Raw genomic sequence first — 12,568 nt, forward strand, 5'->3', positions numbered from 1 at the left:
AAATATCATAAATATCATAAACATCGCAACTTTTTTCATAATAGATGCATTTCCAAGTTTATATGTTGTGGCAATTTTTTCGAATGGTAAATGGGAAAATTTACTGTATTGGTGTTTGGCGTTCTTTACATTATTTTGTTTTTATGAGTGCGGTTATATTTTTAATGAAGGAGTGTGTGTACGCTTCGAGAAAAATCCAACGATACGCATACCAGAACCATTTTTTTCAGATATACTGCATCATTTAGAGAATTTGATTACGATTCGATTAGTAATAGGTACAGTTTTTAGTTGGATATTGCTTAATAAATTTCCAGAAAATACTAATCTATATATAGCTTTGGTATTGCTATTGTTGGTGGTATATAGTATCCATAACTTTTATCGTGGTATTATCAATATTGTCACAATGCCGTTGGAGGTGCTTTTGAAATATCTGATACCAATATCTGTATTTGTAAAAATAGATGAAATATGTCAAGCATTGATTATTGTTATGTTGGTTGTTGTGGTGGTTAGAACTGTTGAGTATGCATCTAAAAAGAAATATGTTTCTTGGATAAGAGTAACCAGGAATGTTGATGTATTTCGGATTAAGTATTATATAGTTATTAATATCATATTGGGAATGCTGGCATATAAAGATGTTGTACCAGTGGCAGCTTGTGGCCTATCACTGTTATTTTTACTTTATCGTATAGGATCATATATAGCTATAAAACGTTTGCAAAGTGTAATCACAGTGATAAATAACAGCAGAAAAATGCATGGAACAGATAAGTAGGGATTAGATTTATGATACGTGTATTGGAAGTAAATGTTGATGATAAAGGTTTTGGCGGTGTTTTTGCTTTTGTTATGAACGTGATGAGGACTATAGATAATAATAAATTTGTATTAGATATAGCTGCTTTTGAGCCTTTTGAAAAATATGAGCATAAGAACGAGATAAATTCATATGGTGGTAAAGTATATGAGTGTTACGGCAATGGAAATTTTATTGTCAAGCAGTGGAATACATGTTGTAATTTTTATGGTCTGCTAAGAAAGGAACAATATGCAGTTATACATATTCATTCTGATGTAGGCTATAAGCTTTTGTTATATGGCTTAATCGGAAAAGCTGCTGGTGTAAAAAATATTATTGTCCATTCACATTCTAGTGGGGTGGAAGGAAGATTACGTTGGCTTAAGAGTGGCCTGCAGAAAATAGCAAAACCACTTTTATCAAGACAGAATTTCAACAAGCTTGCATGCTCAAAATTGGCTTCGAAGTGGATGTATACAGATGATGCTCAATCTGGTGTGCAAATAATTACTAATGGTATTTGTTTGAATAAATATCGCTATAATCCTCAAAAACAACAGAAAATGAGAGAAAGTCTAGGAATAAAACCTGAAGATAAGGTGATTGGTACTGTAGCTAGATTTTCTTTTCAAAAAAATCCTGAAAAATTATTAGAAGTGTTTAATGAATTACTTAAAAAAGATAATAAATATAAACTGCTTTGGGTCGGAGAAGGTCCTTTGAAGGATGATATAGTAGAGCAGGCAAGAAAACTAGATATACATAATAGAATTATCTTTTATGGTACATCTGATAAAGTTTATGAATTGTATCAAGCTATAGATGTGTTTGTGATGACATCACGCTTTGAAGGTTTGGGGATTGTAGTAATAGAAGCTCAAGCTGCTGGTTGTCCATGTGTGTGTGCGGATACTATTCCGGCTGAGGCTGTTTTAAGCCATGAGTATTATTCAGTTCCATTAGATGCGGAAGTTGATGAATGGATAAAAAAAATAGCAATAGCTTGTGGAAATAGTAAAAATAGTAAGACTGAAAAGCATTGTTTGGAAAAATATGATATTAATCATACTGTAATGATGTTAGAAGATATATATGTAAATGGATAGGTGGTTAAATAATGCCTATTTTTTCTTTATTACTATTATTTGTTTTGTGTTGCATATTTAATAGCTCTAAATCAAAAATCGATAAATATTATGATCTCTTTACGTTGGCTTGTGTTTTTAGAATATATTGGTTCCAAGGATACTTTTTAAAAATAGGAGATAAAGAGATTGCTAATCTTGGAGCGGTAGTTGAAGTTGTTTTAACTATATATGCATTATATTTATTATTTATAAAGAATATAACAATAAAAGAATCGTATCTAAAAATTTTTATATTCTTTGCTGCAGTGAATATTTTGGGGATATTTTTGGAAATAGCGTTTCCTTATGATGGTTTATTACTGCCTGAACAGACTAAGGGGTTGGATTGGGATGCATTGGTTTCTGGTAAATGCAACATGTATCATTATTATCCTACAATTTCTGATTATATTAAACCATATGCGTCATTGATACAGTTCGGATTAAATGTAATAATATTTAAAAATGTATATAATGAAGAGAAGTTTATCTATTCATTTATGAGAGTTATTAAGCTTATAAAGTTTGGTGTATATTATGGCCTTTTTGAATTTTTTTGCAAAAATGTTATAGGAAATTTAACTTTAACATATGATATTTCCTCGATACTTGTTGGCGTAAATGAAGTTTCTGTGTATACGAAGGCATTTATGAAAAATGGTCTATATACATTGCAGGGATTAACACGTGAACCTTCGCATTTTAATTGTTTCTTGTTCTCTTTTTTACTTTTAACAATGTTGGGAGATGCAGTGTTAAAAAATAACAGTAAATATGTAAAAATGAAAACGTACGGGAGTGTTAGTACCTTTATTGCGGTATTCTTACTGCTGTTTTCAGGAGGTTTTTCGGCAGTTTGGTATTTGTGGGTATTATTCATGAGTTACATCGTATTGAAATTTAACAATAAGAAGATAAAAATAAATTATTTAGGAATGAAGTTTATTTTATCTTTTCTGTTACTACTTTCTTTGCTAGGAGTGTTGATTTATGTAATATTACAAAATGATTATTTTTACAATCGTATACAAGATGCGTTTGTCATATTTGACTATATCATTGATGCAGATAGTGCTGCTGGAATAGCTATTATGATGGGGAATAGTGAAGGGGCAGGTTCTACGGTAGCAAGGTTTTTTAGCTCGTATGTAGGTGTACTAGTTTTTCTTGATAGACCGTTGTTTGGCTTAGGGTATAGTTTGCAGTTTATGCATAATTTTTCCATTTATTTCTTAGCTAATATGGGGATTATAGGTGTTTTATCTATGTATAGATTAATGGCAAGTTCGGATTGTTGTTCTAGAAAATTTGACATGTTATTATTGTTCACTGTTTTTATTATTGGGGGGATTCCTATTACTATAGCTCCTTTAGGTCTTTCAATGCACTGGCTTCTTTTTTTTGAAGCTACGCCGTTGTATAAAAAACGATAATATGGATTGGTGTAGATTAAATGATATATGTGTGTGTGTTAAATTATAACAATGTGGAAGATACATTGGCGTGTTTGGATTCGTTACAAAAATTAACATATATTGAATATCGTATATTGATTGTAGATAATAATTCAAGAGATCGATCAAGTGAAATATTACAGCAATATGCGGATGAATATCCTGAATCTGTGAAATTCTTTTCATTGAATATTAATAGAGGATATGCTGCGGGAAATAATATGGCATTACGATATGCAATGAGTCAAGGCGATATGGAATATTGTTGGATACTAAATAATGATACATTGGTTGATCCGAATTCTTTGACTTGGTTAGTTGAGTATATGAAGAAGCATCAAGATGTAGGAATTTGTGGTTCTAAATTGATTTATTCATGGGACAGAACAAAAATACAAGGCTATGGAGGAAAGTATAATCCATGGCTTTCGATTTCTGATACGATTAAGGAGGAAGAGTGTATCGATAAAATTGATTTTGTGATAGGTGCTTCTGTTTTTGTGAGAAAATCTTTTTTAGAAGATATAGGACTAATGTGTGAAGATTATTTTTTGTATTTTGAAGAACTTGATTGGAAAAAGAGAGCTGAAGGAAAATATAAAATTTCATGTGAACCACGCAGTATAGTTTATCATAAGGAAGGCGCAACAATAGGCGTTGATAAAAAAAGCGGTTCGCAACGCAAATCTGAAATAGCAGATTACTTTGAGATGCGTAATCGATTATTATTTACATATCGTTTTTATCCATATTGTTTACCTACAGTATATGTAGTGTCTTTGATAAAGATATTAAATAGATTGCGTCGGCAACAATATAGACGTGCATTTTCATTTGTTAAATTGTTATTTGGTATTCGTGATAGCAAATTTGAATCGAATATATAATTTTTTATTTGTTATATTCTTAGGGGATTTTATATGTGTATGAAAAATAAAATTGTGGTATTAGGGCAACGTGGAGAACCAATACCAGCGGTGAATGGTGGTGCTGTTTCGACATTAATGCAGTTATTGATTGAAGAAAATGAGAAAGAAGGCTTTTTAGATTTAATAGTCATAAGTAGTTATAATTATGAAGCAAAAATTAAATCTAGTAAATATAAGCGAACTAAGTTCATCTATATTAATGAAGATAGTATTATACTCAAAATTGTTTTTCATTTATTAAGAGATTTGGGAAAGATAATCCCAAAATTAAGGAAGTGTATAAATACTAATTACTTATGGCAAGCATATTGCTATTTGAAAAAAATGAAAGATATTGATTGGGTGGTCGTGGAAGAAGGAAAACAGATTTTGGGATATTGGCAATTTAAACAGTTGCCTATGAAGACAGCTTATCATAGTCATTTATATGAAATCCCTGATGAATTTCCACTTTACGATCGTATTATTACAGTTAGCTCGTTTTGCAGTAAACCATGGCTTAGGTTTTTTTCTTCGAGCCAGGTAAAAGTGTGCTGTAATGCTATTCAAGAATATTTTTTTTCTGATTCGAAAAACGAGAAAAAAAGAGAAAGTTTACGAAGAGAGTTGGGCTATACAGATAATGATATTTTAGTGTTATATATAGGACGTATAAAAGCTATTAAAGGAGTTAGAGAACTATCGCAAGCTGTTTTGTTAAGTAAAGATAATCGTATAAAGTTATTGCTTATTGGTAGTTCGGAATTTGCTGGTTCTAAAATAACAGAGTATGAGGAATACATAGATAAGTTGGCGGAGGAATCAAATGGAAGAATTAGACATATAGGTTATTTACCTAATCAAGAAATATGTAATTTTTCTAAAATTTCTGATATACAATGCGTACCATCTATGGGAGAGGAAGCAGCGGGGTTAGTAGCGATTGAAGCTATGGCTATGGGCTTGCCATTGATTGTTACGAAATCTGGAGGATTGGTTGAATATGTTTCAAAAGAATGTGCTGTAATCCTAGAACGAAATGATGATATTGTAAATAATATTAAAAATGCTATTGAAGACCTTGCTGATGATACAGCGAAAAGGGAAAAAATGGGGAAAGTAGGAAAAGAAAGAGCAAAACAATTTACAAGGAAGGAATTTTATCGAAATTTTATAAAAACGTTGGAGGATTAGTAATTGTGAAAATTGGAACATTAACATTTCATCGTGCAAGAAATTATGGGGCGATTTTGCAGTGTTATGCATTGCAAAAAGCATTGGAGAAACTTGATTATGAATCAGAGGTGTTGGATTATGATTGTAGAGCAGTTTCTGCTGGGTATGATTTGGTTTTGATGAATTCAACAGTGGATTTCATAAAATCTATTCTTCGCTTACCAATGACTTATATAAAAAATAAAAAATTTAAACGTTTTAGCGAAAGGTATATAAATATTAGCAGACCTTTGCTGAAATCAGAATTAGTAAATGTCGCAGAAGAATATGATGCTGTCATAACAGGGAGTGATCAAGTATGGAACTATAGATTATCAGATAGTGATAGTGCATATTTTTTAGATTTTATACCAGATAAAAATAAAAGGTTATCCTATGGAGCAAGTTTTGGTATAAAAAATATTCCCAAGGAAAAAGAGTATTTTTATCGGAAAAATCTTGCGGGTATGGGAAAAATTCTTGTGCGAGAGAAAACTGGTGAAATGCTCGTAAAAAAGATTTCTGGATGTGATGCTTGTTCAGTATTAGACCCAGTGTTTTTATTGTCTGTTAGCGATTGGAAAAAGATTATGCCTCTAAATAAGAAGAGAGGATATATTTTTGTGTATATGCCAGGAGAACATACTCTGAAGGTAGCACAAAATTTAGCTTCAAAAAAAAATTTACAAATTGTTCACTGTGCTTATGATAAATCATTTCTTAATCCACAGCGAAATATAGGAGATATAAGATTGTCTTTGGGCCCAGATGAATTCTTATCTTTGATTAATGGTGCTGATTATGTAGTGACTGGAAGCTTTCATGCAACAGCTTTTTCTCTGATATTACAGAAGAAGTTCTTCGTGGAAATTCCGCAAAATGTTGGGTCACGCATTATAGATTTGTTGGATACTTTTGGTTTGCAGAATCGTGTTTTTAGTGCGGATGTATTGTTGGAGGATACAGATATACCGTGGGATGAAGTGATGCAAAAAATGTATAAGTTGCGAGAAGATTCTTTGTTATGCTTAAAGAAATCGATAGAGGAATCTGTGCATGATTAAGAAATGCTGTAGTCGATATAAACAGTTGCCTATTCCAGTAAAAGCCTCGTTATGGTTTGTAATATGCGCTATTCTACAAAAGGGAATAGGTACCATTACTACGCCAATTTTTACGCGAATTATGACACCAAATGAATTTGGACAATTTAATGTGTTTACTTCATGGCAAGGAATCATTAGTGTATTTGTGACAATGAACCTTTATGGTGGCGTTTTTGCACAAGGCGTGGTGAAATTTGCGAAGGAGCGAGCTGTATTTGTATCGACTTTACAGGGGTTATGCTTAGCTCTTTGCGTTTTATGGTCTGTTATATATCTGTTGGCAGAAAGTTTTTGGAATCAGATATTTGGTTTAACTACAGTGCAAATGATGTCTATGCTACTGATTATATGGCTAAGTGCGGTATGGGGATTTTGGTCTATGACACAAAGGGTTGATTTCCTTTATCGCAAGGTGGTAAAAATTTCTCTTATCATGTCGATTTTGACACCAGCGTTAGGAATATTCATGGTGCTCAATGCTGATGATAAGGTAACGGCAAGAATCCTCAGTATGGTAATTGTTCAACTGTTGTTATATACAGGGCTGTTTTTAAAACAGATGCACCAAGGGAAGACATTTTGTTCTAAACGGTATTGGCGGTATGCATTGGCATTTAATATTCCCTTGATTCCGCATTATTTATCAGGGGTGGTTTTATCTAGCTCAGACAGAATAATGATTCAGCAGATGGTAGGGGCTGCAGAAGCAGGTATTTATAGTCTAGGATGTTCGGTGGCTCTAGTGATGTCTTTGTTTAATAGTTCATTATTACAGACGTTAGAGCCTTGGTTGTATCGAAAAATAAGTGAGGGAAAAATCTTAGATATTCCTCCAGTGGCGTATACATCGTTTGTGTTGATTGCTGGCTTGAATATAATTTTGATTGCCTTTGCTCCGGAGCTAGTGGCTATTTTTGCTCCGCCAGCATATTATGAAGCCATTTGGATAATTCCGCCGGTGACAATAGGGGTGTATTTTACTTTTACCTATAGCTTTTTTGCGACGTTTGAATTCTATTTTGAGAAGACACGCTTTATCGCTATAGCTACAGTGGCGGGAGCAGTAGTGAATCTTGGATTGAACTATTTGTTGATTCCGTATTTTGGGTATGTAACGGCTGGTTATACAACGATGATATGCTATATTATTTATGCGGTTAGCCACTATATTTTTATGCAACGGGTGGTTCGTGAGAAGTTCGCTAGTGTAAAAATATATAACCTGCCGACTATAGCGGGAATAACAATATTTTTCATGGTTATGGCAGCAATATTTGCGTTTACCTATGAGAAAATGATAGTCCGGTATAGTTTTTTGCTGATAATATTGGCTTTCTGCTATATTAAGCGACAATTGGTCATAGATAAAGTACATGTAATTTTGTTGGCGAGAAAACAGGTTAAGGAGTAGTGTTATGCGTATAAAAGATTATTTGAAACGTGTTTTTAAATATATTGTTAAGGGCGTGCCAGTAATGCATACTACGGCTAAAATAGTGACGATTTCTCCAGATGAGCAATTAAAAGGGCGCCGTGTGTTAATTACTGGCGGTGCTACAGGAATTGGTCTTGCTATTGCGAAGAAGTGTGCAACGGAAGGTGCGCAGGTGCTAATTACTTCTCGCAATGAGGCAAAACTACAAACAGCTTGTAAACAAATTGGTGAAAAAGCACAATATCTTGTCTGGGATGTCCGCAATGTGGCTGCTTTTGAGAATTTGCTGAAAAAGACTGAGGATATGCTAGGAGGAAAAGTTGACTCGCTGATAAGCAATGCGGGGGTTTCTTTGCATGAAGGTGATTTCCGATATGTGACGGAGGCAGGCTGGAATCAGCAGATGGATACAAATCTCAAGGGAAATTACTTTCTGGTGAAGGAATTTATTGCCTACGTGGAGAAAGCGGGGACAAATTATGGCAATATTGTCGTGATTACCTCAGATCGTGGGATGCGCCCCGATGATATACCTTATGGTTTGACAAAAGTGGCATCGAACAGTTTTGTACGAGGCATTGGTCAGAAGGTGATTGAGAAAGGCATCCGTCTGAATGCCGTAGCTCCGGGGATAACCTGTTCTGAGTTAACGGGGTATAAAGATGATGAAAACTTATATCTGGATAGAGTTCCAGGAAAGCGATTGTTCTTGGGTGAAGAAGTAGCCAATGTGGTTCATTTCCTGCTGACAGATGCTTCTGCAGCAATTGCTGGAGAGATAATAAATTGTGATCAGGGATTTTACAATGGTCGTTGGTAAGGAGAGTTTTTCATGGAAAAGCACTATACAGTGGAACGTAACACACAAATGTTGATTTATTTGATGAAAAAATACGATATCAAAAAAGTGGTTGCTAGTCCGGGAACTACAAATCTCTGTCTAATGGGGAGCATACAGAATGACTCTTATTTCGAGATTTATTCAGCAGCAGATGAACGCTCTGCTGCCTATATGGCTGTCGGACTTGCAGAGGAAAGTGGTGAGATTGTAGCATTGTCCTGTACGGGAGCAACTGCTTCCCGTAATTATGTACCGGCATTAACAGAGGCATTTTATAGACATATTCCTGTATTGGCAATAACAGCTGCCCAGCCTATGATACGTGCAGGCCATTTGGTGCCACAATTCTTGGACAGGAGCATGCAGATGGAGGACCTTGTAAAGTATAGTCTGCAGCTTCAGCCTGTAAGTACGGATGAAGAAGAATGGGGCTATGGAGTGAAAATCAATGAAGCATTGATGGAACTTACACGTAATGGCGGTGGTCCTGTGCATATCAATCTGATTACCATGTATAGCACAGATTTCTCTGTCAAGGAGTTGCCCCCAGTTAAGCGCTTGTATCGTCATTTGCTGACAGATGAATTGCCGGAAATCAAGGCTAGACGCGTAGCAATTTTCGTTGGAGCACATTCTAGATGGTCAAAGGATTTGACTGAAGCTGTGGATGCCTTTTGTGAACATTACAATGCGGTGGTGTTCATGGATAGAAGCAGTAATTATAACGGCAAATATGGTTTTTTATACAATCTTGTTTCTGATCAGCAGATGTATAATTCATCGGTATTAAATGTGGAACTCGCTATTGATATAGGAAACATTTCAGGGGCTTATGGTCGTCTAAATCCAGCTGCGGTATGGCGTGTCCACCCGGATGGTGTACTGCGGGATAGATTTCGCAAATTGACGCGTGAATTTGCGATGGAAGAGTTAGATTTTTTTAAGGCTTATGTTGCTAAAAGGCTAGATATGCCTGAGAATGAATATTATCAGGCATGTTGTGCTGAAAATGAAATACTCAAAGAAAAGGCTCCTGATGTCCCTTTTTCGAATGTTTGGACGGCTCAGAAATTAAGCTCCATACTTCCAGCGCATAGTGTCTTACATTTAGGTATCCTGAATTCTCTAAGATCATGGAATTTAGTCATGTTAAATAAGGAAATCGATTGTTATGCTAATACTGGTGGGTTTGGTATTGATGGTTGCGTTTCGACTTTGATTGGCGCTTCACTGGCTAATCCGCAAAAAATTTATTTTGGTGTTGTGGGAGATTTGGCTTTTTTTTATGATATGAATTCTCTAGGGAATCGTCATGTGGGCAATAATGTGCGCCTGATGGTGGTTAATAATGGACGTGGCACGGAGTTTCGGAATTATTGGCATCCTGCTGAGCGTTTTGGTGACAGTGCTGACGCGTATATGGCGGCTGCTGGTCACTATGGTGCGAAGTCGCCAACTTTATTGAAGCACTATGCTAAAGATTTGGGTTTTAAATACCTTAGTGCAAGCAATAAAGAAGAATTCAAAGCATCTATGGATGAATTTGTTTCGTCGGTTATCGGTGATAAGCCGATACTATTGGAGATATTTACGGATAGTAAAGATGAGAGTGACGCGCTCTATCGAATGAGACATATTGAAAAATCAGCTAAACTAGCTGCAAAACAGGCTTTGCGTAATACCATCACAGATACAGTTGGTGAACATGGGGTGCACTTATTGAAAAAAATGCTGAGAAAAGAGTGAGCATTTTGAGATGGAAGAGTACGTTGAAAGCGGCGATAAAATATGTTATCTTAATGGCCAAAGAAGAGGAAATCCTGCTTGTGATTGAAAGAATACATTCCGGTCAGGAATTGAAAGGAAAAACAGCATTAGGGCGTGTTGAAAGATTACATAATCCAATATACATGTATTTCTAAAAACGAGAATCTTTTCTTTTTCCATAAAAAAAATAGGTAACCTCCCCTATAATGAATTTGACGAAATATCCAGAAAAGGGGGATTACCTATGTCAGATTCATTATATACAATCCATGAGTCATATGCAAGATACAGTTTAACTGATGAGGCATACGAGAAAATACAGGAATATTTGCCAAAAGAAAAAAACAACTGGCAGACCTAGTATGGATGAACGCCTTTTTCTAGATGCATTGATTTTTATTGTGCGTGAAGGATGCAGCTGGCAAAGTATCCTCGCAGCATATGGAAAATGGAATTCCATTTACAAGAAATTTAGGCCGTAGGAATCTCAAAAGATTTTCCAAAGAATTTATTTTTGCTTAATGGGATTATGTGACCCAAACGCAGATGGTCTTGTCCTTATCGAGCAGATTTACTATGCCATTTCCAGAGACAATACCTCGAACAAAGCCCATCAGCATGCTGCCGGAGCCCGTAAATTGGAAATGGTGACATTTGAGCTTACGGGTGGACAGGTTCATGATTCAAAAATGGCAATTTCGCTGTTAGAAGCAGCGAATTTAGCATTTGTGTACTTCAATGCAGACATGGCATATGGAAACAAGAAAATACGTGAATACATTAAATTTCTTGAAGCAGATATGGCGTGCTCCAACAAGTCCAATGCCAAAATTATTTACAAACTTAAATAAGGTGAGCCGTGCTTGCTGGTGTGAACGCTCTTCTGGGCATAATCACCGGACTCATTAACGCCAGGGTCTACACCTGCGAAAGCGGTCAATTGGCTGCGCTTGCTGAATTTATGTATATCGCCAATCTCGGCAATGAGCTGAGGGCCAAGGGTCGTTCCTACGCCGAACATTGACATAACAACAGGATATTCTGGCAGTTTGGAAGCTAGGCTATTCATTTGCTGACGAAGTTCCTCTACGGCCTTTGAAATAGCATTGAGCTGGGTTACAGCCTGCTGGACAAACAGCTTAGTCATGTCGTCCTTGGCTAGAATGGGAATCAGCTCCTGCGAGGCGTTATAGATTTCGGCAGGTTTGTCAGGCTGGAAAATGTAGCCGCGCTTTTTGCACCATTTCTGATATTTTTCCGTAAAGGATTTGAGGCTGATATTACAGACACAATCCACATGCCAGAATTTCTCAATGAAGTCAACCCATTTCTCGCTGCCGTCAGGACGCTTGGGACTGGTGAAAAACTTGTTGGCTCCCGGATAGGTTTCGTCCATCAAGGCTATAAGGTTATTTTTGTAGGCCGTCTGTTGCTTTTGGTAGAAGCTCATCTGACGGTTCATGATTTTTAGCTGTGCGCGTATATTATCCATAGCTGTATATTGACGCAGCATATACCATTTGTCAAGGGCGAAGCGGCTGATTTTCTTAGCATCTGCCTTGTCGGTTTTTACACGGCGTAAAGAGTTGTTATCGAAATCCTTGATGAGCTTGGGATTCACGGCACTGACGAACAAGCCGGCACCAGAAAGCCAGCGGATCATAGGTTCGTAGTAGCGTCCTGTGTGCTCCAAAACCACACGGCATTCTCCGTCTAAAGTATTTAAATAGTTTACGAGGTCGTTCATGCCGCTCTTGGTGTGACGCACCTCAAAAGGTTTGGCTACTGTCTTACCCAGAGGCTCTAACACGGCCACCGTGCTTCTGCCTTTCGAGACATCAATTCCTACTGCGTACATGTGCATCGCTCCTTAAGATAGAATCGCAATGGTTTACCATACACCTCAT

At 36.1% G+C, this 12,568-nt stretch carries 13 protein-coding genes; 12 read left to right on the forward strand and 1 reads right to left on the reverse strand.

Translation table 11 applies throughout. The annotated features are described in order from the left end of the window. Positions 1-67: 67 nt before the first annotated feature. The 12 genes from G598_RS0104275 (at position 68) to G598_RS20020 (ending at position 11,512) form a co-directional block, all read left to right on the forward strand. Entirely contained in the window at positions 68-784 is a 717-nt protein-coding gene (locus G598_RS0104275) for a hypothetical protein (RefSeq protein ID WP_157833267.1), read from the forward strand. Between the two features lie 11 nt (positions 785-795). Continuing rightward, positions 796-1,914 (forward strand): glycosyltransferase, encoded by a 1,119-nt coding sequence (locus tag G598_RS0104280; protein ID WP_026765891.1) that lies wholly within the window; start codon positions 796-798, stop codon positions 1,912-1,914. An 11-nt stretch (positions 1,915-1,925) separates the two neighbouring features. Next, positions 1,926-3,368, forward strand: a complete 1,443-nt coding sequence (locus G598_RS0104285) for a hypothetical protein (protein ID WP_026765892.1) — start codon at positions 1,926-1,928, stop codon at positions 3,366-3,368. 20 nt (positions 3,369-3,388) lie between these two features. Continuing rightward, positions 3,389-4,276 (forward strand): glycosyltransferase family 2 protein, encoded by an 888-nt coding sequence (locus G598_RS0104290; protein ID WP_026765893.1) that lies wholly within the window; start codon positions 3,389-3,391, stop codon positions 4,274-4,276. A gap of 39 nt (positions 4,277-4,315) precedes the next feature. After that, positions 4,316-5,491: a glycosyltransferase family 4 protein gene (locus tag G598_RS0104295; protein WP_157833270.1), complete on the forward strand. Its 1,176-nt coding sequence runs from the start codon at positions 4,316-4,318 to the stop codon at positions 5,489-5,491. A gap of 5 nt (positions 5,492-5,496) precedes the next feature. Next, the gene (locus G598_RS0104300; RefSeq protein ID WP_026765895.1) at positions 5,497-6,576 is read left to right on the forward strand and encodes a polysaccharide pyruvyl transferase family protein; all 1,080 of its coding nucleotides are present in this window, start codon (positions 5,497-5,499) and stop codon (positions 6,574-6,576) included. Further along, the gene (locus G598_RS0104305; protein WP_026765896.1) at positions 6,569-8,029 is read left to right on the forward strand and encodes a lipopolysaccharide biosynthesis protein; all 1,461 of its coding nucleotides are present in this window, start codon (positions 6,569-6,571) and stop codon (positions 8,027-8,029) included. Before G598_RS0104300 ends, G598_RS0104305 begins: the two co-directional genes overlap by 8 nt. A 4-nt stretch (positions 8,030-8,033) precedes the next feature. Further along, positions 8,034-8,873 (forward strand): SDR family NAD(P)-dependent oxidoreductase, encoded by an 840-nt coding sequence (locus tag G598_RS0104310; protein WP_026765897.1) that lies wholly within the window; start codon positions 8,034-8,036, stop codon positions 8,871-8,873. 12 nt (positions 8,874-8,885) lie between these two features. Beyond that, a complete protein-coding gene (locus tag G598_RS0104315) occupies positions 8,886-10,640 on the forward strand; it encodes a thiamine pyrophosphate-binding protein (RefSeq protein WP_026765898.1) in 1,755 nt (584 codons plus the stop codon). A 53-nt stretch (positions 10,641-10,693) separates the two neighbouring features. Next, positions 10,694-10,816 (forward strand): hypothetical protein, encoded by a 123-nt coding sequence (locus G598_RS20340; RefSeq protein ID WP_272867095.1) that lies wholly within the window; start codon positions 10,694-10,696, stop codon positions 10,814-10,816. A gap of 144 nt (positions 10,817-10,960) precedes the next feature. Then, positions 10,961-11,143: a transposase gene (locus tag G598_RS20420; protein WP_080656941.1), complete on the forward strand. Its 183-nt coding sequence runs from the start codon at positions 10,961-10,963 to the stop codon at positions 11,141-11,143. Positions 11,144-11,182: 39 nt separating this feature from the next. Beyond that, complete coding sequence (locus G598_RS20020; RefSeq protein ID WP_037363222.1) at positions 11,183-11,512, forward strand: transposase; 330 nt, start codon at positions 11,183-11,185, stop codon at positions 11,510-11,512. Here the strand turns inward: G598_RS20020 and G598_RS17055 are convergent. Beyond that, positions 11,497-12,519 carry an IS110 family RNA-guided transposase gene (locus G598_RS17055; RefSeq protein WP_245582755.1) on the reverse strand — a complete coding sequence of 341 codons (1,023 nt, stop codon included), beginning with the start codon at positions 12,517-12,519 and terminating at the stop codon, positions 11,497-11,499. The two genes, G598_RS20020 and G598_RS17055, sit on opposite strands and share 16 nt — an antisense overlap. Positions 12,520-12,568: the final 49 nt, after the last annotated feature.

It is taken from the genome of Selenomonas ruminantium subsp. ruminantium ATCC 12561 (assembly GCF_000424065.1).
Lineage (GTDB): Bacteria > Bacillota > Negativicutes > Selenomonadales > Selenomonadaceae > Selenomonas_A > Selenomonas_A ruminantium.

Bases quoted from the DNA above. Each gene is read 5' to 3' on its own strand.
- G598_RS0104280 (WP_026765891.1), top strand. From the start codon at position 796: ATGATACGTGTATTGGAAGTAAATGTTGATGATAAAGGTTTTGGCGGT.
- G598_RS0104285 (WP_026765892.1), top strand. From the start codon at position 1,926: ATGCCTATTTTTTCTTTATTACTATTATTTGTTTTGTGTTGCATATTT.
- G598_RS0104290 (WP_026765893.1), top strand. From the start codon at position 3,389: ATGATATATGTGTGTGTGTTAAATTATAACAATGTGGAAGATACATTG.
- G598_RS0104295 (WP_157833270.1), top strand. From the start codon at position 4,316: ATGAAAAATAAAATTGTGGTATTAGGGCAACGTGGAGAACCAATACCA.
- G598_RS0104305 (WP_026765896.1), top strand. From the start codon at position 6,569: ATGATTAAGAAATGCTGTAGTCGATATAAACAGTTGCCTATTCCAGTA.
- G598_RS0104310 (WP_026765897.1), top strand. From the start codon at position 8,034: ATGCGTATAAAAGATTATTTGAAACGTGTTTTTAAATATATTGTTAAG.
- G598_RS0104315 (WP_026765898.1), top strand. From the start codon at position 8,886: ATGGAAAAGCACTATACAGTGGAACGTAACACACAAATGTTGATTTAT.
- G598_RS20340 (WP_272867095.1), top strand. From the start codon at position 10,694: ATGGCCAAAGAAGAGGAAATCCTGCTTGTGATTGAAAGAATACATTCC.
- G598_RS20420 (WP_080656941.1), top strand. From the start codon at position 10,961: ATGAGGCATACGAGAAAATACAGGAATATTTGCCAAAAGAAAAAAACA.
- G598_RS20020 (WP_037363222.1), top strand. From the start codon at position 11,183: ATGGGATTATGTGACCCAAACGCAGATGGTCTTGTCCTTATCGAGCAG.
- G598_RS17055 (WP_245582755.1), bottom strand. From the start codon at position 12,519: ATGTACGCAGTAGGAATTGATGTCTCGAAAGGCAGAAGCACGGTGGCC.